The sequence below is a fragment of the Streptomyces sp. NPDC045701 genome (assembly GCF_056432045.1).
The window spans coordinates 32,570-50,427 of sequence record NZ_JBWKJV010000006.1; the positions used below are offsets into that span (position 1 = coordinate 32,570).

General features: G+C 73.4%; 22 protein-coding genes. 11 read left to right on the plus strand and 11 right to left on the minus strand.

The features are described from left to right. Positions 1-435: 435 nt before the first annotated feature. A complete protein-coding gene (locus tag AC07DW_RS09490) occupies positions 436-672 on the minus strand; it encodes a helix-turn-helix domain-containing protein (RefSeq protein WP_478857052.1) in 237 nt (78 codons plus the stop codon). Positions 673-1,028: 356 nt separating this feature from the next. Between AC07DW_RS09490 and AC07DW_RS09495 the strand changes: the two genes are divergently transcribed. The 7 genes from AC07DW_RS09495 (at position 1,029) to AC07DW_RS09525 (ending at position 7,124) form a co-directional block, all read left to right on the plus strand. Next, a complete protein-coding gene (locus tag AC07DW_RS09495) occupies positions 1,029-1,880 on the plus strand; it encodes a HipA family kinase (protein ID WP_478857053.1) in 852 nt (283 codons plus the stop codon). Next, positions 1,877-2,260 (plus strand): DUF3037 domain-containing protein, encoded by a 384-nt coding sequence (locus AC07DW_RS09500; protein WP_478857054.1) that lies wholly within the window; start codon positions 1,877-1,879, stop codon positions 2,258-2,260. The genes AC07DW_RS09495 and AC07DW_RS09500 overlap by 4 nt, the downstream gene beginning before the upstream one ends. A gap of 147 nt (positions 2,261-2,407) precedes the next feature. Continuing rightward, the gene (gene fabG, locus AC07DW_RS09505; protein ID WP_478857055.1) at positions 2,408-3,169 is read left to right on the plus strand and encodes a 3-oxoacyl-ACP reductase FabG; all 762 of its coding nucleotides are present in this window, start codon (positions 2,408-2,410) and stop codon (positions 3,167-3,169) included. A gap of 17 nt (positions 3,170-3,186) precedes the next feature. After that, entirely contained in the window at positions 3,187-3,954 is a 768-nt protein-coding gene (locus AC07DW_RS09510; protein ID WP_478857056.1) for an SDR family oxidoreductase, read from the plus strand. A gap of 119 nt (positions 3,955-4,073) precedes the next feature. After that, on the plus strand, positions 4,074-5,651 hold the full coding sequence (locus AC07DW_RS09515) for an ABC transporter substrate-binding protein (RefSeq protein WP_478857057.1): 1,578 nt from the start codon (positions 4,074-4,076) through the stop codon (positions 5,649-5,651). Positions 5,652-5,753: 102 nt separating this feature from the next. Further along, complete coding sequence (gene ung, locus AC07DW_RS09520) at positions 5,754-6,437, plus strand: uracil-DNA glycosylase (RefSeq protein ID WP_478857058.1); 684 nt, start codon at positions 5,754-5,756, stop codon at positions 6,435-6,437. Between the two features lie 288 nt (positions 6,438-6,725). Then, complete coding sequence (locus AC07DW_RS09525) at positions 6,726-7,124, plus strand: hypothetical protein (RefSeq protein ID WP_478857264.1); 399 nt, start codon at positions 6,726-6,728, stop codon at positions 7,122-7,124. 124 nt (positions 7,125-7,248) lie between these two features. Here the strand turns inward: AC07DW_RS09525 and AC07DW_RS09530 are convergent, their stop codons facing one another. Both AC07DW_RS09530 and AC07DW_RS09535 read right to left on the minus strand, forming a co-directional pair. After that, a complete protein-coding gene (locus AC07DW_RS09530) occupies positions 7,249-7,728 on the minus strand; it encodes a hypothetical protein (RefSeq protein WP_478857059.1) in 480 nt (159 codons plus the stop codon). Positions 7,729-7,835: 107 nt separating this feature from the next. Next, complete coding sequence (locus tag AC07DW_RS09535; RefSeq protein ID WP_478857060.1) at positions 7,836-8,435, minus strand: TetR/AcrR family transcriptional regulator; 600 nt, start codon at positions 8,433-8,435, stop codon at positions 7,836-7,838. Positions 8,436-8,518: 83 nt separating this feature from the next. Here AC07DW_RS09535 and AC07DW_RS09540 point away from each other — a divergent pair, with 83 nt between their 5' ends. After that, positions 8,519-9,748 carry an FAD-dependent monooxygenase gene (locus AC07DW_RS09540; RefSeq protein WP_478857061.1) on the plus strand — a complete coding sequence of 410 codons (1,230 nt, stop codon included), beginning with the start codon at positions 8,519-8,521 and terminating at the stop codon, positions 9,746-9,748. 10 nt (positions 9,749-9,758) lie between these two features. Further along, positions 9,759-10,667, plus strand: a complete 909-nt coding sequence (locus AC07DW_RS09545) for a Gfo/Idh/MocA family protein (RefSeq protein WP_478857062.1) — start codon at positions 9,759-9,761, stop codon at positions 10,665-10,667. On the opposite strand, the gene lnt is transcribed toward AC07DW_RS09545, so the two are convergent. From lnt to AC07DW_RS09565, 4 genes are all read right to left on the minus strand, one after another. Continuing rightward, a complete protein-coding gene (gene lnt, locus AC07DW_RS09550; protein WP_478857265.1) occupies positions 10,588-12,207 on the minus strand; it encodes an apolipoprotein N-acyltransferase in 1,620 nt (539 codons plus the stop codon). The genes AC07DW_RS09545 and lnt overlap by 80 nt on opposite strands. Before the next feature lie 90 nt (positions 12,208-12,297). Next, complete coding sequence (locus AC07DW_RS09555) at positions 12,298-12,594, minus strand: hypothetical protein (RefSeq protein WP_478857063.1); 297 nt, start codon at positions 12,592-12,594, stop codon at positions 12,298-12,300. Position 12,595: 1 nt separating this feature from the next. Then, a complete protein-coding gene (locus AC07DW_RS09560) occupies positions 12,596-12,757 on the minus strand; it encodes a hypothetical protein (protein ID WP_478857064.1) in 162 nt (53 codons plus the stop codon). Between the two features lie 77 nt (positions 12,758-12,834). Further along, positions 12,835-13,050, minus strand: coding sequence for a hypothetical protein (locus tag AC07DW_RS09565; RefSeq protein ID WP_478857065.1), 216 nt, complete (start codon positions 13,048-13,050; stop codon positions 12,835-12,837). Positions 13,051-13,517: 467 nt separating this feature from the next. Here AC07DW_RS09565 and AC07DW_RS09570 point away from each other — a divergent pair, with 467 nt between their 5' ends. Further along, a complete protein-coding gene (locus AC07DW_RS09570; protein WP_478857066.1) occupies positions 13,518-13,682 on the plus strand; it encodes a hypothetical protein in 165 nt (54 codons plus the stop codon). A gap of 67 nt (positions 13,683-13,749) precedes the next feature. Here AC07DW_RS09570 and AC07DW_RS09575 read toward each other — a convergent pair whose 3' ends face one another. The 3 genes from AC07DW_RS09575 to AC07DW_RS09585 form a co-directional block, all read right to left on the minus strand. Then, complete coding sequence (locus AC07DW_RS09575; RefSeq protein ID WP_478857067.1) at positions 13,750-13,929, minus strand: hypothetical protein; 180 nt, start codon at positions 13,927-13,929, stop codon at positions 13,750-13,752. A gap of 130 nt (positions 13,930-14,059) precedes the next feature. Beyond that, the gene (locus AC07DW_RS09580; protein ID WP_478857068.1) at positions 14,060-14,935 is read right to left on the minus strand and encodes an undecaprenyl-diphosphate phosphatase; all 876 of its coding nucleotides are present in this window, start codon (positions 14,933-14,935) and stop codon (positions 14,060-14,062) included. Between the two features lie 140 nt (positions 14,936-15,075). After that, on the minus strand, positions 15,076-15,531 hold the full coding sequence (locus tag AC07DW_RS09585; RefSeq protein WP_478857069.1) for a winged helix-turn-helix transcriptional regulator: 456 nt from the start codon (positions 15,529-15,531) through the stop codon (positions 15,076-15,078). Positions 15,532-15,670: 139 nt separating this feature from the next. Between AC07DW_RS09585 and AC07DW_RS09590 the strand changes: the two genes are divergently transcribed. Beyond that, a complete protein-coding gene (locus tag AC07DW_RS09590) occupies positions 15,671-16,840 on the plus strand; it encodes a thiolase family protein (protein ID WP_478857070.1) in 1,170 nt (389 codons plus the stop codon). Between the two features lie 60 nt (positions 16,841-16,900). Here AC07DW_RS09590 and AC07DW_RS09595 read toward each other — a convergent pair whose 3' ends face one another. Next, positions 16,901-17,605, minus strand: coding sequence for a TVP38/TMEM64 family protein (locus AC07DW_RS09595; protein WP_478857071.1), 705 nt, complete (start codon positions 17,603-17,605; stop codon positions 16,901-16,903). Between the last annotated feature and the right edge of the window lie 253 nt (positions 17,606-17,858).

Consider the following 17,858-nt stretch of genomic DNA (forward strand, 5'->3'; position numbering starts at 1 on the left):
TTACACACCGGTCGTCGGGCGCTCACCCGCCCAGCGGTAGCCGCCCCAGCGCACCCGCCCGGCGTGCTCCCGGTTGAAGCGCGTCCGCGTGGCCGGCTCTCCGGCGGCTGGCAGGCTCCCTGGTCGGGCCCCGGTGGTGTCGTCCTCGCCGACGCCGTCACCAGGCTCGGGCCAGCGGCCGAAGGAGCCGACAGGCCGGCCAGGGGTGGCACCTGGTCGACGCGGCGCCATCACCAGGCTAACGCGCCGAATTTGATTCTGTCTTCGGCCGATCTTGCGTCGGCGACGGGCGGACGTGCCGACCGGCACGCAGGCGGCGGTGCCGGGCGCGACGAGCGTTGAACAGATGTTCCTCGTAGCGGCCCAGCGCCAGCATCAGCCCCAAAAAGACGACCGGTAGTAAGACCGCGACCACGGCCGCGAGGGGTGCGGGCGTCAGGCCATCGTCCCGGCCGGAGTACGGGAGGCGTCCAGGACATCGGTCAGCGGCAACCGCAAGGCTGCGGCGATTTCAGCGAGTTCCTCCTCGGTGGGAAGAACGGGTCCCTGGGCGCCGTCTCGTACGAAGACCCTGATACGCGGGGTGCGAATGCCGGTTTGCTCCGCGAGGGCCTGCGCGGTCAGGTGACGGCGGCGCATGGTTACTTGCAGAAGTTCTCCAAGGTCGGCCATACAGGTCGCCTGCCCCGACCGACCGCCGTCATACGTCGGGCGACTCGTTTGCAGCAACATGGCCGGCAAGGGCGGCGGGCTGTGCGCCCAGCGCCGCAAGCCTCGACGGTGGCCGCAGCAGTTCGCCCGCCACCACGTCCCCGCTGCGATCACCCTCGGTTACTATGCTCACTTCATGCCGGAGGCCGGCAGCAAAGGGCGCGGCGTCATCGACGGTCTGCTGGGGGCGGGGAGACCGGCCCGCCGGGCACAACTCCCCAGATTCTCCCCAGCTTCGGTGACCGGTGATTCCTGCCCCTACCGCCGCAGGAGTGGTCCGTGGATTGTAAGGCTGAAGAGATTGGTGGCCTGGGAAAGTGTTGGAAGAGGTCGTAGCGACCCGCTATGTCACGCCCTTGCGTGAGGGTGGTTCCCTCCCGGGCATCGTCGAGGCCGACGATCTCGGCACGTACGTCATGAAGTTCACCGGCGCGGGGCAGGGCCGCAAGACCCTCGTGGCCGAGGTCGTCTGCGGGCAGCTCGGCCGTCGGCTCGGCCTGCGCGTACCGGAGCTGGTCACCATCCAGCTGGACCCCGTCATCGGGCTCGGCGAGCCCGACCAGGAGGTGCAGGAGCTGCTCAAGGCGAGCGGCGGGCTGAACCTCGGCATGGACTACCTGCCCGGCTCCCTCGGGTTCGACCCGCTCGCCTACGCCATGGACCCGGTGGAGGCGGGCCGGGTCGTCTGGTTCGACGCCCTGATCAACAACGTCGACCGCTCCTGGCGCAACCCCAACATGCTGGTCTGGCACGGTGAACCGTGGCTGATCGACCACGGCGCCACCATGATCTGGCACCACAACTGGCCCGGCGCCCGGGCGTCCGCCGCCAAGCCGTACGACGCCTCGGACCACGTCCTCGCCTCCTTCGGGCCCGACGTCGACACCGCCGCCGCCGAGCTCGCGCCCCTGGTCACCGAGGAGCTGCTGACCGAGGTGACCGCCGACGTCCCCGACGAGTGGCTGGTCGGCGAGCCGGGCTTCGACACCGCCGACGCGCTGCGCCGCGCCTACGTCGAGGCGCTGCTGCCCCGCGCCGCCACCATCCATGAGCGGCTCACCCTCGGGGAGCGGACCGAACGGGGGCCGTCCCGGGCGCCCGGCTGGCTCACCGACCACCTGGCCCCCTGGCCGCACCCCACCAAGAACAGCGAGGACAGCACCACGTGAGCGACCGGGACGTCTTCGAGTACGCGCTGCTGCGCGTCGTACCGCGCGTCGAGCGCGGCGAGTGCTTCAACGCCGGCGTGGTGGTCTACTGCCGCGCCAAGGCCTTCGTGTGCGCCCGGACGCACCTGGACGAGGCCAAGCTGCGGGCCCTGGACCCGGCGGCCGACGTGACCGGCGTACGGGCCGCGCTGCACGCCGTGGAAGGCGTCTGCGAAGGCGGCGAGCACGCGGGGCAGGCGGCGCGCGACGACGCCGGGCGGCGGTTCCGGTGGCTCATCGCGCCGCGCTCCACCGTGGTCCAGCCCGGGCCGGTGCACACGGGGCTGACCGCCGATCCGGAGGGTGAGGCGGAGCGCCTGCTCGACCTGCTGGTGCGCTGAGTGACCGGGCGCACCCGGTGGGCCGTTGACACCGGGTGCCAGGGTCTCTAGCGTCTCGTCTGCTGAAGGTACTAAGCGGTCGCTCACCGGCAGGGACGTTGCCGGGCCGAGCCGCTTATCCGGCATCCAAGGGCGAGGAGAACCAGCATGTCCACCACCGAGCAGCGCGTCGCCGTCGTGACCGGGGCCGCGCGGGGCATTGGCGCCGCCACCGCGGTCCGGCTCGCGGCCGAGGGCCGCGCCGTCGCCGTACTCGACCTCGACGAGGCAGCCTGCAAGGACACCGTCGAGAAGATCACCGCGGCGGGCGGCAAGGCCATCGCCGTCGGCTGCGACGTCTCCGACGGCGCCCAGGTGGAGGCCGCCGTGGCGCGCGTCGCCACCGAGCTGGGGGCGCCCACGATCCTCGTCAACAACGCGGGCGTGCTGCGCGACAACCTGCTGTTCAAGATGAGCGAGTCCGACTGGGACACGGTCATGAACGTGCACCTGAAGGGCGCGTTCCTGATGGCCAAGGCCTGTCAGAAGCACATGGTCGACGCGGGCTTCGGCCGCGTCGTCAGCCTCTCCTCGTCCTCCGCGCTCGGCAACCGCGGCCAGGCCAACTACTCCGCGGTGAAGGCCGGCCTCCAGGGCTTCACCAAGACCCTGGCCAAGGAACTCGGCAAGTTCGGCATCACGGCCAACGCCGTGGCCCCCGGCTTCATCGTCACCGAGATGACCGCGCAGACCGCCGCGCGCGTGGGCATGGGCTTCGAGGAGTTCCAGGCCGCCGCCGCCACCCAGATCCCCGTCCAGCGCGTCGGCCGGCCCGAGGACGTCGCCCACGCGATCGCCTTCTTCACGGGCGACGACGCCGGCTTCATCTCGGGCCAGGTCATGTACGTGGCCGGCGGCCCGCTCAACTGAACGGAAGGGTGACGGTCATGACCGCACAGGAACTACCCCCGCTGTCCGGCAAGGTCGCCCTGGTCACGGGCGCCAGCCGAGGCATCGGCTACGGCGTCGCGGAGGCCCTCGTCGCGCGCGGCGACCGGGTCTGCATCACCGGCCGTGGCGAGGAGGCGCTCAAGGAGGCCGTGGAGAAGCTGGGAGCCGACCGTGTGATCGGCGTCGCCGGCAAGGCCCACGACGAGGCGCACCAGGCCCTCGCCGTGGAGCGCACCATGGAGGCGTTCGGCCGTGTCGACTTCCTGATCAACAACGCGGGTACGAACCCGGTCTTCGGCCCCATGGCCGACATGGACCTGAACGTCGCGCGCAAGGTCTTCGAGACCAACGTGATCTCGGCCCTCGGGTTCGCCCAGCAGACGTGGAGGGCCTGGCAGAAGGACAACGGCGGTGCGATCGTGAACATCGCGTCGGTCGCCGGCCTCACGCCCTCCCCGTTCATCGGCGCCTACGGCATGAGCAAGGCCGCCATGGTCAACCTGACCCTCCAGCTGGCGCACGAGTTCGCGCCCCGGGTCCGCGTCAACGCGATCGCCCCGGCCGTCGTGAAGACGAAGTTCGCCCAGGCGCTGTACGAGGGCCGGGAGGCCGAGGCCGCGGCCGCGTATCCGCTGGGCAGGCTGGGGGTGCCCGAGGACATCGGAGGGGCCGCCGCGTTCCTCACCTCCGGGCAGTCGGACTGGATCACCGGCCAGACGCTGGTCGTGGACGGTGGAATCTTCCTCAATGCCGGAGTCGGCTGATCCGGATTTACCCGGTTGACCGCTGAATGCCTCGAGTGCCCCGCCCGGCCACCACATTGACCTGGCGGGGCACTGCGGTATGGTCGGCCGACCCATGGCTGAACGAGGAGCGTGCGCACGTGTTCAACCGGACCAGTCTGCAGGCGGCTGCAGCCCTTGCGTCCATATCCCTGCTGGCGGGATGCAGCCTCTTTTCGGGGGATGACGCCGATGGGGAGAGCAAGATCGTAGTCGGTACGACGAGCGAACCCAGCACGCTCGACCCCGCCGCTGCCTGGGACGGCTCCTGGGAGCTGTACCGGAACGTGTTCCAGACCCTCCTGAGCTTCCCGACCGGCAGCGCGACCCCCCAGCCGGACGCGGCCGAGTGCAAGTTCACCGACACCGTGAGCAAGGTCTTCGAGTGCCGGCTCAAGGAAGGGCTGGTGTTCTCCGACGGGGCCAAGCTCGACGCCCGCGCCGTGAAGCACTCCATCGACCGGATCCGCACGATCAACGCCAAGGGTGGCCCCGCCCCGCTCCTCGGCTCCCTCGACAAGATCGTCACCAGCGGCGACCTGACCATCACGTTCCAGCTCAAGAAGTCGGACGCCACGTTCCCCTACATCCTGGCCACGCCCGCCATGTCGATCGTCCCGCCGGACCGGTACCCGGCGGACGCGCTGCGCGAGGACGGCAAGCTCACCGGCTCCGGCCCCTACGTGCTGGACGCGTTCGAAGAGGGCGCCAGGGCCGAGCTGATCAAGAACCCCACCTACAAGGGGTTCGCCAACCGCAAGAACGACGCCGTCACCATCCGGTACTTCAAGGAGTCCGAGGCGATGGTCGGCGCTCTCCGCGAGAAGGAGATCGACGCCACCTATCGCGGTCTGACCGCCGAGGAAGTCGTCCAGCTCCAGGAGAAGAACCCGGAGAACGAGGGGCTCCAGCTCGTCGAGTCGACCGGCGCGGACATCCGCTACCTGGTGTTCAACGCCCAGGACCCGTCCGTGAGCAAGCTCGCCGTCCGCCAGGCGATCGCCCAGGTCGTCGACCGTGACGCCCTGGTCGCCAAGGTGTACCAGGGCACCGCCGAACCGCTGTACTCCATGGTCCCCAAGGGCATCGCCGGGCACACGACCGCCTTCTTCGACCGGTACGGCGACCCGGACGTCGGCAAGGCGGCGAAGCTCCTGGGGGAGGCGGGCGTCGACGGACCGGTCGACCTGACCCTCTGGTACACCACCGACCGCTACGGCTCCGGCACCGAGGCGGAGTTCCAGGAGCTCAAGCGGCAGCTGGAGGCCTCCAAGCTGTTCCGCGTGACCCTGAAGGGCAAGCCGTGGAAGGAGTTCCAGGCGGGCTACCAGAAGGGCGACTACCCGGCGTTCGGCCGCGGTTGGTTCCCCGACTTCCCGGACCCGGACAACTTCATCGCCCCGTTCGTCGGCAAGGAGAACGTGCTGTCCACGCCGTACGTCCGGCCGGAGATCACCGACCAGCTGCTGCCCAGGTCCCGCAAGGTCAGCGACCGGGGAGCGGTCACCGAGGAGTTCGAGCGGGCGCAGGAGATTCTGGTGGACGACGTCCGTCTGCTGCCGCTGTGGCAGGGCAAGCTCTACATCGCGGCGAGCGAGGAGATCGCCGGCGGTGAGCGGGCCCTGGACCCGCAGACGGTCATGCAGATGTGGGAGTTGCAGCGCAAGACCAGTTGGTGAGCCGGGCGGGGGCGGCCGGGCCGGGCGGCGGGGCCGATTGTCAGTGGTCGCCGGTAAGTTCTGTGAACAGACAAGGCGATCACCCCACCGGAGGTTGTTGACGTGACCGACACCGACATGCTGCCCGAGTCCTGGCGCGGCGTCCTCGGGGACGAGCTGCAGAAGCCCTACTTCAAGCAGCTGACCGAGTTCGTCGAGGAGGAGCGGGCGAAGGGGCCGGTCTACCCGCCGCGCGAGGAGGTGTTCGCCGCCCTCGACGCCACTCCGTACGACAAGGTCAAGGTCCTCGTCCTCGGCCAGGACCCGTACCACGGCGAGGGGCAGGGGCACGGTCTGTGCTTCTCCGTGCGGCCGGGTGTCAGGACGCCGCCCTCGCTGCGCAACATCTACAAGGAGATGCGGGAGGAGCTCGGGCACCCGGTGCCGGACAACGGCTATCTGATGCCGTGGGCCGAGCAGGGCGTCCTGCTCCTCAACGCGGTGCTGACGGTCCGGGCCGGTGAGCCGAACTCCCACAAGGGCAAGGGCTGGGAGAAGTTCACGGACGCGGTGATCCGTGCGGTGGACGCGCGGCCCGACCCCGTCGTCTTCGTGTTGTGGGGCAACTACGCGCAGAAGAAGCTGCCGCTGATCGACGAGACCCGCCACGTGGTGGTGAAGGGCGCGCACCCCTCGCCGCTCTCCGCCAAGAAGTTCTTCGGCTCCCGTCCCTTCACCCAGATCGACAAGGCCGTCGCCGACCAGGGGCACGAGCCGATCGACTGGCGCATCCCCGACCTGGGCTGACCGCCGGGTACCCGCTCGCCCCCGGGGTACGCCGTCGCCGTCGTGGGCTTCCGCTCCCTGCCCGGAACCGTTCCCGGGTGCGGTTCCGGGCGGCGTCCCGCCTCGCTGCGCGCCCGGCCTGAGCGGGAACGCGGGTCACTGCGGATAGCGTCGGAACACCGGCGCCCCCGGCCTTCGCCGGCCCGGAGCCGGGTCGCCGACGGACGAGTGGAGGCCGCAGTGCGGGAGCAGCAGCAGGACGCGTCGGACGCGTCGGAGGACGCCGTCCTGACCAGGATCGGGCAGACGATGATGCTGCTCCACGGAGGCGACCGGGAGGAGGCGCGCAACCGCTTCGGCCGGCTGTGGGAGCAGCTCGGGGCGGACGGCGACCCGCTCCAGCGGTGCACCCTGGCGCACTGCATGGCCGATGCCCAGGACGACCCGTACGACGAGCTGGCCTGGGACCTGCGGGCGCTGACCGCCGCGGAGGCGGTGGTCGGCGGCGGCAAGGTGGCGATGCGGGCCCTGTACCCCTCGCTGCACCTCAACCTCGCCACCGACTACGTCAAGCTGCGGCGCCCGGACGCGGCGCGGATCCACCTGGACCGCGCCCGCGCCGCCTCGGACACGCTGGACGACGACGGGTACGGAGCCGGCGTCCGCGCCGCCATCGCCCGCCTGGCGGAGCGGCTCGCCGCCGAGTGACCCCGCTCCCGGCGGACGGGGTGGGTGGGCCGGCCCCGGGCGGGACCCGGAGCGTGGCACTCGCGCGGCGCGGCGGGGGCGGCGCCCGGACGCCTGCCCGGTGGGGCCCGTGGGGCCTCGCGGGTCAGTGGCCGTACGCCTCCCGGCAGAGCCGGGCCTGCCGGCTGTGGGGGTCCCAGTCGCCGTAGCTCCGGCCGAGCGCGCACACGTCGGGGACGGTTCCCGTGACCGCGACGGAGGGCACCGCCGGAGGGTGGACCCGGGGGAGCTGCTCGCGGAGCCGCTCCGCCGACGGCACCCGGGGCTGCCGGCCGGCGGACGGCGCGGCGTGCGGGGTGGCCGGCGGCGCGGCGGCCGGGGCGCGGTCGGGCACGGCCCGGGACGGGGGGCGCGGCGCGGGCCGGGCGGTGGGCGGCAGCGCTGCCTCCAGCGCGTCCCGGGCCGGGCCCTCCATGATCTGCGGTGCGACGCCCTGCTCGGCCGGGCGGCTCGCCTCCGAGGCGGCCGGCACCGGGGCGGGACCCGCGTCCACCGCCACGCACCCGGAGACGGCCGCCACGGGCACGGTCGCCAGCACCCTCGCTGTGATTCTGGTTCGATGCACCGTGCAACTCTGCTCGCTCAGCGGCCGGTTGAGACCCGCTACCCGCGGTTATTGGTCCGCACGGGTGAGGCGTCGGGAGTGAGGGGTGACGAGGGCGGCCGGCCGGATCAGCGTCCGGCCGGGGGACGGCCGCCGAGCATGCCGTCGAGCAACTCGCGGAAACCGGTGCGCAGTTCCTCCCGGCTCGGTACGGCGGAGTGGAACGACCCCGCCGCGCAGGAGAACATCACCCCCTCGCACCACGCCACCAGGGACAGCGTGTGCCGTTCCGGCCGGGCCGAGCCCGCCGCGCGCATCAGCGCCGTCAGCGGCTCCCGGAACCGGCGGCCGGTCTCGTCGTAGAACGCGCGCAGCTCCGGGCGGCGGGTGGCCTCCAGCGCCAGCTCGTAGCGGGCGACGAGCAGCCCGCGGTGGCCGGTCAGGTAGCGGTGCAGGGCCAGGGACAGGGCGTCCAGCAGCCCGTCCAGCCCGTCCAGGCCGGCGTCGGGCACCGGCATCTCCTCGACGGACAGGACCTGCGCCTCCCGGTCCGCGAGCCGCCGGACCGCCGTCTCCAGCAGTGCCTGGCGGGTGCGGGCGCAGTTGGACGTCGACCCCTGGGGGAGCCCGGCGGCCTCGTCCACCGCGCGGTGCGTCAGCCCGCGCATGCCCCGCTCGGCGAGCAGGGCCAGGGCGGCGTCGGCGATCAGGTCGGCGCGTGCGGTCATACGGACAACCTACCGCCCGCACTACATCCGTAGTACGGTGAGGTGATCACTACAGGTGTAGTCTCGGCAACCCCGGAGGAGTCATGGACAACCGGACCGCCACGCCCCACGCCGTCGTCATCGGCAGCGGCATCGGCGGACTCACCGCCGCCGTAGCCCTGCACGCCCGCGGCTGGCGCGTCACCGTCCTCGAACGCGCCGCGTCGCTCCGGCCGGTCGGCGCCGGCATCGGCCTGGCGCCCAACGCCCTGCGCGCCCTCGACGTCATCGGCGCCGGCGACGAGATCCGCGCCCTCGCCACCTGGCAGGGCGACGGCGGGATACGCACGCCCGGCGGCCGCTGGCTCGCCCGTACGAGCGCGCGGGCGGCCACCGAGCGGTTCGGCGACCTGCTGGTCCCCGTCCACCGGGCCACCCTCATCGACGCCCTCGCCTCCCGCCTGCCGGGCGGAGCCGTCCGCACCGGCACCCCGGGCACGGTCACCGACCCGGGGGCCGCCGCCGGGGGCCGCCGCGCCGTGGTCGCCACCCCGGACGGCGACATACCGGCCGACCTCGTGATCGGCGCCGACGGCATCAACTCCGCCGTACGCGCCGTACTGTTCCCCGGCCACCCCGAGCCCTCGTACGCGGGCCTCACCACCTGGCGCGTCGTCGTCCCCGCCCCCGGCCGGCCCCTCCACCCGCACGAGACCTGGGGCCGCGGAGCCCTGTGGGGCACCCAGCCGCTCAAGGACGGCCGCGTCTACGCCTACGCGGCGGCCGCCGTCCCCGAGGGCACCCGCGCCCCGGACGACGAGCGCGCCGAACTCCTGCGGCGCTTCGCCACCTGGCACGACCCGATCCCCGCCATCATCGCCGCCGCCGCCCCCGGCCAGGTCCTCCGGCACGACGTCCGCCACCTCACCACCCCGCTGCCCGCCTTCCACCGCGGCAGGACCCTGCTGCTCGGGGACGCCGCCCACCCCATGGCGCCCATGCTCGGACAGGGCGGCAACCAGGCCATCGAGGACGGCGTCGTGCTCGCCCACCACCTGCCGCCCCACGGCGACCCGGGCCCCGGACTCGCCGCGTACTCCGCCGCGCGCGTACCGCGCACCACGAGCGTGGTCCGCCGATCCGCCCGCGTCGCCCGGCTGCTGACGCTCACCAGCGCCCCGGCCGTCGTCCTCCGGGAGACCCTCATGTCCCTCTCGGGCCTCGCCCCCGGCCTCGCGCTGCGCGCCTTCGACGAGATCGCCGACTGGAGGCCGCCCCAGCACCCGTATTCTGACCGGGCACAGGGGCACGGCGACAGGCACGTACGGCGATAGGGAGAGCACTGTGAGGATCGGCTGCATCGGACTGGGCGACATCGCGCAGAAGGCCTACCTGCCGGTGCTCACCACCGTCCCGGGCGCCGAACCGCACCTCCAGACCCGGACCCCGGCCACCCTCGCCCGGGTGGCCGGGACCTACCACGTGCCCGCCGCCCGGTGCCACGCCGACCTGGACTCGCTGCTCGCGGCCGGGCTCGACGCCGCGTTCGTGCACGCGCCGACGTCCGCGCACCCCGAGATCGTCACCCGGCTGCTGGAGGCGGGCGTGCCGACGTACGTGGACAAGCCCCTGGCGTACGAACTGGACGAGTCCCGCCGCCTGGTGGAACTCGCCGAGCGGCGCGGCGTCAGCCTCGCCGTCGGGTTCAACCGCCGCCTCGCACCCGGCTACGCGCAGTGCCTGGACCACCCGCGCGAGCTGATCCTCATGCAGAAGAACCGGGTCGGCCTGCCCGAGGACCCGCGCACCCTGGTCCTGGACGACTTCATCCACGTCGTCGACACCCTGCGCTTCCTGCTGCCCGGCCAGGTCGAGCACACCGGCGTACGGGGCCGGATGCGCGACGGCCTGCTGCACCACGTCGTGCTCCAGCTGTCCGGCGACGGCTTCACCGCCATCGGCATGATGAACCGGATGAACGGATCGACCGAGGAGATCCTCGAAGTGTCCGGGCAGGACACCAAGCGCCAGGTCCTCAACCTCGCCGATGTCATCGACCACAAGGGCCAGCCCAGCGTCCGCCGGCGCGGCGACTGGGTGCCGGTCGCCCGCCAGCGCGGCATCGAGCAGGCCGTGCACGCCTTCCTCGACGCCGTACGGGCCGGGGAGACGCTCAGCGCCCGGGACGCACTCGCGACCCATGAGCTGTGCGAGCGGGTGGTACGGGAGTGCCTGGAGCAGTCCGCCGCCTGAGCGACCGGCCGCCCAGGGCGGCACACAGCGCCGCAAGCACCGCCGCCGCCCCGTACACGGCCCAGTCACCGAACCGGACGTAAGGGGTCGTCGCACCGGTAGCCGACGGAACCTCGTACACCGCCGCCCGGCTCTCGTCGGTCCCGAGCGGGGTGCCGACGCGGCCGCCGTCCGGGCCGTACACCGCGCTCACACCGGTCAGCGTCGCGTGCACCACGGGCCGTCCCGTCTCGGCGGCCCGCAGCGCCGCCAGCGAGGCGTGCTGCCCGGGCGCCCAGCTGTCCTGGAACGTGGACGTCGCCGACTGCGCCACCAGCACCCGCGCGCCCTGCCGGACCAGGTGGCGGCTCATGTCGGGGAACGCCGTCTCGAAGCAGACCAGCGGGCCGAGCCGCAGCCCCCGCTCCCCGGTCGTCATCACCACCGGCCGGTCACCGCGCCCGCGGTCCTCGGTCGCCGCCTTGCCGACCGAGGTGGCCCAGCCCAGCACGGAGCGGAACGGCACGTACTCGCCGAACGGCACCAGCCGCATCTTGTCGTACCGGTCACCTGTGGGGCCCCCGGGGCCCACCAGGACGCTGCTCTTGTAGATGCCCGGCCGGTCGGCGCTCCGCGCGTCCACGTTGACCAGCAGCTCCGCGCCGGCCAGCCGCGACAGCGCCGAGAGCCGGTCGGCGTACTCGGGGCGAGCCGTCAGGTCCGAACCGACGCTGCTCTCGCCCCACACCACCAGGTCCAGGTCACCCCGCCCGGCCAGCTCCCGCGTCAGCTCCTCGCCCCGCGCGAACCGCCGCTCCGCCCCGCCCGCCCCGTCGATGACGCCCGGCTGGACGACGGCGACCCGGATAGGCCCGGCCGGCCGGGGAGCCGGTGCCCACCACGCGGCCGCCGCCACGGCGACCGCGCACGCCGTGAGGCCCGCCACCGCCGTCACCCGCAGGGCGCGCACCGACACCAGCAGGGCCACGGCCGTGTTGACCGCCACCACGAGCAGCGTCACCAGCCACACGCCGCCCAGAGCGGCCACCCGCAGGGCGGCCGGCACCTGCCACTGGCTGGCCCCCAGCAGCCCCCAGGGTCCGCCCAAGCCCTCCCAGGAGCGGACCAGTTCGACCATCAGCCAGCCCGACGGCACCACGACGAGCGCCGCCGAGCCACGCGCGCGTGACGGCGCCCCGGCCAGCATCAGCCGCACCAGCGCGCCCCACGGCGCCCACAACAGCCCGAGCAGCGCGGCGAGGAGCAGGATGAACACGTGCAGGCTCGGCATGAGCCAGTGGTGGACGGCCAGCATGAAGCCGGTACCGCCCAGCCAGCCGTCCAGCGCCGCCCGGCGCCAGGTGGGCGCCGTACGGACGAGCAGCATCCAGGGCACCAGCGCCACGTAGGCCCACCACCACAGGGAGGGTGCGGGAAAGGCGAGCGCGGGCAGGGCGCCCGCCATCACCGCGAACGCGCCCCGCCACCACGACGACGCCCGCCACCACGACGACGCCGGCGGCCGTACGACGTCGCCCCGCCGGCCGACCGCGTCGCGCATACGCCCCCCGTCGTACCGGCCGACCGCGTTCCGCATTCCGCGCCTCCTCGCGCAGTGGCCCCGCTGACGCCTCCAGTGTGCGGGAACCGCTCATTCCGCGGACAGTACGCCCCGTCCGCGCCGCCACTTCTCGTGCACCACCGTGCGCAGCCACCAGCCGCCAGCCGCCAGCCGCCAGCCGCCGTCCGTGCGCGCCCGGGTGAACGCCCACCGCCCGACGGAGGAGACGTCGTCGCCCGCCTCCGTCCGCATCGGGTTGGGGTAGTCGGCCGGCGCCTCGGCGGTGTCGCCCGGGCAGCCGCCCAGGTCCTCGATCGCCACGCGCCGGTTGACGAGGTGCTGGCGCACCGGGAACGGCCGCAGCGCGTCCGCCAGCCAGTCGGCCACCTCACCGGCCCGGCCGGCGACACCGCCCGCGCTCCGGTGGTCGGCGGACCCGTGCGCCGGACAGCGCCCGGCAGGCCGCCCGGTATGCGTCGTCCAGGGCCACCGCGCACCGGGTGATCAGTTCGTCGATGGCGAGCCGGTCCAGCAGGGTCGCGAGGTCCACGCGCCGCGTCGTCGCCGCAGTGTCGGGCAGCGGGGCCCGGGGGCCCAGAGCCGGCGCACCCGTCCCGCCCCGGTCCGTCAGGCCGCTTCCCAGTGGTGGGCCCGGCCGCCGCGCCACTCGACGAGGCGCGGGTCGTCCAGGGACACGTAGGCCTCGTCCAGCCCGGAGCGCCGCAGGAACTCCACGAGGTCCGCGTCGTTGTGCGCGAGCCCCGCGATCTGCCCGCGTATGGTGACGCGCCGCCCGCCACCGGGGGAGGGGCGGTGCACGACGACGGGTGCCTGCCGAGCCATGGGACCAGGGTGCCCCGCTCGGCCCGTGATCGCAGCACGAGCGGGCCGCCGGCCCAGGGCCTGGCGACGAGCCGGTTCACACGGGGTGTGAACACCACGCATGCACATATGCGCCGCGCGCCCTCGCGCCGGGCCCCGCCGCGCGGGAGGCTCGTAGCGCGTGTCCGGGACGGAGGACCCGGGCATCGGGCCGCCGGTCACCCCCCTGCCGGCGGCCCCCGCGTATGCCCCGGGCCCCCGGCCGTCAGGGGGCCGGCGACCGCCGGACGCGGTCCGGCAGGCACGGAGCGAAGGCCGAGAGCCGGGCCTCCCGGGTGTCGCTGAGCTCCCTGGCATGTGCCATCGTGCGCCGGTCGCCGGTCGCCGGTCGCCGGTCGCCGGTCGCCGGTCGCCGGTGGACGCGTGCGGGGGCAGGGCGGCGCCGCGATGCTCCCGGACGAACGTCGGACAGCTCAGGACCGGTTTTCGTGGGCGACTGCGCCCAGGACGTCGGCCGGCTCCGGCGCGCCGGGGCGGGCGGCGGCCTGCGCAGCGACCACGGCGGCGGCTGCCTCGACCCGGGGATGAGCAGCGGCCTGGTGATCAAGGCGTGCGCGGGCGCGGCCTCGCGGCACTGGACGGCACAGACCTGACGGGCCGCGCGGCCGGTTCTCGCCCGGTCGGGTCACCGGGGCCCGGGCGGCGCGGGATCGACGGGGCCTACGCGGCCTCGGTGACGTCCCCCTGCTGCGACGAGCGGGCGTACTGGAGCACCAGGGCGCTGTAGATCCGCTGCTCGTCCGGCGACAGTTGCCCGCCCGCGCGCACCCACAACTCCCGGATCGCCGCGTTCAGGGCGTCGGCGTCCGGAGTGGGCAGGTCGTCGGGGGATCGGGTCATGGCACCCAGCGTAGGCAGAGGTCCGGGGGGTCCGGCTACTTCTGGGGGTGCTTTGTGACGAAGCTCCCCCGGCGCGGCACGTGTGGCCGGTCTCTCATCGCCCTTGGCCCGGCCGGGGATTCGGCGGTGGTCAGCCGCCGGACTCGCCGGCGTGCGGGCTGAGGACCCCGAGCCCGACCAGCGCGAACAGCACCAGGCCGAGCAGGATCCGGTAGATCACGAAGGGCATGAAGCTCTTGGTCGTGATGAATTTCATGAACCACGCGATGACCGCGTACCCGACGCCGAAGGCGATGACCGTCGCGAAGATCGTCGGGCCCCATGACACATGGCCGCCCTCGGTCGCGTCCTTGAGCTCGAACAGGCCGGAGGCCAGCACCGCGGGGATGGCGAGCAGGAACGAATACCGGGCCGCCGCCTCGCGGGTATAGCTCATCAGCAGGCCGCCACTGATCGTCGCGCCGGACCGGGAGACACCGGGGATCAGCGCCATCGCCTGGCACATGCCGAAGATCAGGCCGTCCCTGACGCCGAGGTCCCGCAACGTCTTCCGCTCGGGCGCGGCGCGGTGGCGCCCGCCCTCCTCCACGCGGGCCGCCAGCCGGTCGGCGATGCCGAGGACGACACCCATGACGATGAGGGTCGTGGCGATCAGGCGCAGGTCGCGGAAGGGCCCCTCGATGTGGTCCTTGAGCGTGACGCCCAGCACACCGATGGGGATGGACCCGACGATGACCAGCCAGCCCATCCGGGCGTCGTGGTCGGCGCGCATCGCCTTGTTCGTGAGCGAGCGGAACCAGGCGGAGACGATCCGCGCGATGTCCTCGCGGAAGTAGATGAGTACGGCCGCCTCCGTACCGATCTGGGTGATCGCCGTGAAGGCCGCGCCGGGGTCGTGCCAGCCCGCGAAGGCCGCGGTGAGGCGCAGGTGCGCGCTGGATGAAATGGGGAGGAACTCCGTCAGCCCCTGGACGAGCCCGAGGATGAGTGATTCGAACCAGTTCATGGGGCTACGGCCGTCCCGAAGGTGCTCGTGCGGTCAATGGGGGGCGGCCGTTGATCGACGGCCGGTCGGTGCGCAGCGTACAGCCCCGAGGTGAATGAACCGGTCCCGGACCCCGGCCGGCCCGTGCCGTCCGGCCGGCCTCAGGAGCCGGCCGGACCCGCCGTCGTCCAGCCGGGGGCCCGCACGTGCGGGGTCAGGCTGTCGGTGCGGGCCTCCTCGCCGCAGTGGCCGCAGACCACGACGGGGCCGAGCGGGGCGCCGCAGGAGTGTTCGACGACGGTGGGCGGTTCGTCGTTCAGGTACCGGTCGCCCCAGGCCATCAGGGTGAGCAGGACGGGATGGAGGTCGCGCCCGGCGTCGGTGGGCCGGTACTCGAAGCGCCGCGGGCGCTCGCTGTAGGCGGCCTTCTCCAGGATGCCCGCGTCGACGAGGCGGCGGAGGCGGGCGGTCAGGACGTCGCGGGGGGCGCCGGTGTTGCGGGCGATCCGGTCGAAGCGGCGTACGCCCAGGAACACCTCCCGCAGTACCAGCAGCGCGTACTTCTCGCCGACGAGCGCCAGGGTGTCCGCGATCGAACAGGGCCGGGGGTCCTTCATGCGGCGTCCTCCATGCCGGTCGGTACAGGTCCTCGCGCGTTCGAGGGTTGGATTTTCAAACTCGCTCGGCTAGGTTACCGGTCGGTGTAAGTCCAGTTTTCCAACTCGCTCGCCCCTCCCGTGAAAGAGGAGCCGCACCATGCGCGACGCCGTCATCGTCGAGGCCGTCCGGACCCCCATCGGCAAGGGGAAGCGGAACGGCGCCCTGGCCGGAACCCACCCCGTCGAACTGCTCTCCCACACCCTCCGCGCGCTCGTCGGGCGCAGCGGGATCGACCCCGCCCTCGTCGACGACGTGATCGGCGGCTGCGTCGACCAGGTCGGTGAGCAGGCCATGAACACCACGCGGTACGCCTGGCTGGGCGCCGGGCTGCCCGAGTCGGTGCCCGCCACCACCGTCGACCGGCAGTGCGGCTCCTCCCAGCAGGCGACGCACTTCGCCGCGCAGGGCGTGCTGTCGGGCGCGTACGACATCGTCGTCGCGTGCGGCGTCGAGTCGATGAGCCGCGTCCCCATGTGGTCGAACGTGCCGCCCGGCGCCGACCCCTTCGGCCCCGGGGTCGCCGCCCGCTACCCCGAGGGCCTGGTCCCGCAGGGCATCAGCGCCGAGCTGATCGCCGCCAAGTGGTCCCTCGACCGCACGGCGATGGACGAGTACGCCGTGACGTCGCACCGGCGCGCCACCGCCGCCTGGGCGGACGGGCTGTTCGACGCCGAGGTCGCGCCCCTCGCGGACCTCCGGCGCGACGAGTGCGTCCGGCCCGGCACGACCACGGAGGTGTTGGCCGGGCTGCGGCCGGCCTACCACGACCCGGCCTTCGCGGAACGGTTCCCGCAGATCGCCTGGTCCGTCACCGCCGGCAACGCCAGCCCCGTGAACGACGGGGCGTCGGCGCTGCTGATCATGTCCGGCGACACCGCCCGGCACCTCGGCCTCCGGCCCCTGGCCCGGCTGCACAGCTTCGCCGTCACCGGCTCCGACCCGCTGCTGATGCTGACCGGCGTGATCCCCGCGACCGAGAAGGTGCTGCGCAGGGCCGGACTCCGGCTCGACGACATCGACCTCTTCGAGGTGAACGAGGCCTTCGCCGCCGTCGTCCTCGCCTGGCAGCAGGAGACCGGCGCCGACCTCGCCCGTGTGAACGTCCACGGCGGCGCCATCGCGCTCGGCCACCCGCTGGGCGCCAGCGGCACCCGGCTGACCACCACCCTGGTCCACGCCATGCGCGAACGCGGGGCCCGCTACGGGCTGCAGACGATGTGCGAGGCGGGCGGACTGGCCAACGCCATGGTCCTCGAAGCCCTGTGAGGGGTCACCGGCCGCCGCTCACCGGCCGGGCGGGCGGTGCCGCCCTGCACCGGCCGCCGCTCACCGGCCGGGCAGGCGGTGCCGCTTCCGCCAGGCGACCACCGCCGCGCCCAGCCCGCTCAGCACGATGAACCCCATCGCGAACAGGAAGGCGGGCGAGGTCGGCGACGCGGCCTCGCTTCCCGCCACCACGTACGCCGCCGTGTTCGGGACGGACCCCAGCCCGGTCGCCAGCAGGAACGGCAGGTACCCCATCCGCGACACCGCGGCGCAGTAGTTGGCGGCGGCGAACGGCACCCCTGGGAACAGCCGGATCGCCAGCATCGAGCGGAACCCGTGCCGGCTCAACTGGCCGTCCGCCGCCTTCAGCCAGCGCCCCCGCACCAGCGGCCGCAGCGCGTCCTGGCCCAGCAACCGGCCCAGCGTGAACGCGATACCGGCGCCCAGCACCGTCCCGGTCACCGCCGCCGCGAGCCCCGCCTGCGAGCCGAACAGCGCCCCCGCCGCCAGGTTCAGCAGGGGCCGCGGTACGAAGGCGGCGGTGCACAGCCCGTACGCCAGGGCGAACAGCACCACCGCGCCGGCGCCGCCCACCTGTGGCGGCCAGCCCGCCGACAGCAGCCGCTGTGGCTCGTACAGCACCACGGTCACCGCGGCGGACGCGAGGACGACGAGCAGCAACGACAGCCGCGACCACGGCGACAGGAGGGCGCGGGAGCAGCGGACGGCGAGACCGGCCTGGGGCCTGGTGACGGGGTCGAGCATCCGGGGAGACTAACCGACACGGGCCGGTGATCGCCGTAACGTCCGCCTCACGCACACCGCACGGGCCCCGGCCACCCCACCGGTACCACCCGCCCCGCCGGTGCCGAAATTCGGTCGACGCGCACGGCCGTCTCGGCCATGATCGGCACATGTTCCGGTACGCCTTCCCCGCAGCGTCGTCCGCAGTCGCGGACGCGCCGAAGGCTGCCGTCGCCCCGGCGCTCCTGATCCTCGACGGCGCCCGAGGCTGACC

Bases quoted from the DNA above. Each gene is read 5' to 3' on its own strand.
- lnt (WP_478857265.1), bottom strand. From the start codon at position 12,207: ATGCGCGACGCGGTCGGCCGGCGGGGCGACGTCGTACGGCCGCCGGCG.
- fabG (WP_478857055.1), top strand. From the start codon at position 2,408: ATGTCCACCACCGAGCAGCGCGTCGCCGTCGTGACCGGGGCCGCGCGG.
- AC07DW_RS09575 (WP_478857067.1), bottom strand. From the start codon at position 13,929: ATGACCCGATCCCCCGACGACCTGCCCACTCCGGACGCCGACGCCCTG.
- AC07DW_RS09535 (WP_478857060.1), bottom strand. From the start codon at position 8,435: ATGACCGCACGCGCCGACCTGATCGCCGACGCCGCCCTGGCCCTGCTC.
- AC07DW_RS09580 (WP_478857068.1), bottom strand. From the start codon at position 14,935: ATGAACTGGTTCGAATCACTCATCCTCGGGCTCGTCCAGGGGCTGACG.
- AC07DW_RS09525 (WP_478857264.1), top strand. From the start codon at position 6,726: ATGATGCTGCTCCACGGAGGCGACCGGGAGGAGGCGCGCAACCGCTTC.
- AC07DW_RS09540 (WP_478857061.1), top strand. From the start codon at position 8,519: ATGGACAACCGGACCGCCACGCCCCACGCCGTCGTCATCGGCAGCGGC.
- AC07DW_RS09510 (WP_478857056.1), top strand. From the start codon at position 3,187: ATGACCGCACAGGAACTACCCCCGCTGTCCGGCAAGGTCGCCCTGGTC.
- AC07DW_RS09585 (WP_478857069.1), bottom strand. From the start codon at position 15,531: ATGAAGGACCCCCGGCCCTGTTCGATCGCGGACACCCTGGCGCTCGTC.
- AC07DW_RS09565 (WP_478857065.1), bottom strand. From the start codon at position 13,050: ATGGCTCGGCAGGCACCCGTCGTCGTGCACCGCCCCTCCCCCGGTGGC.
- AC07DW_RS09490 (WP_478857052.1), bottom strand. From the start codon at position 672: ATGGCCGACCTTGGAGAACTTCTGCAAGTAACCATGCGCCGCCGTCAC.
- AC07DW_RS09590 (WP_478857070.1), top strand. From the start codon at position 15,671: ATGCGCGACGCCGTCATCGTCGAGGCCGTCCGGACCCCCATCGGCAAG.
- AC07DW_RS09595 (WP_478857071.1), bottom strand. From the start codon at position 17,605: ATGCTCGACCCCGTCACCAGGCCCCAGGCCGGTCTCGCCGTCCGCTGC.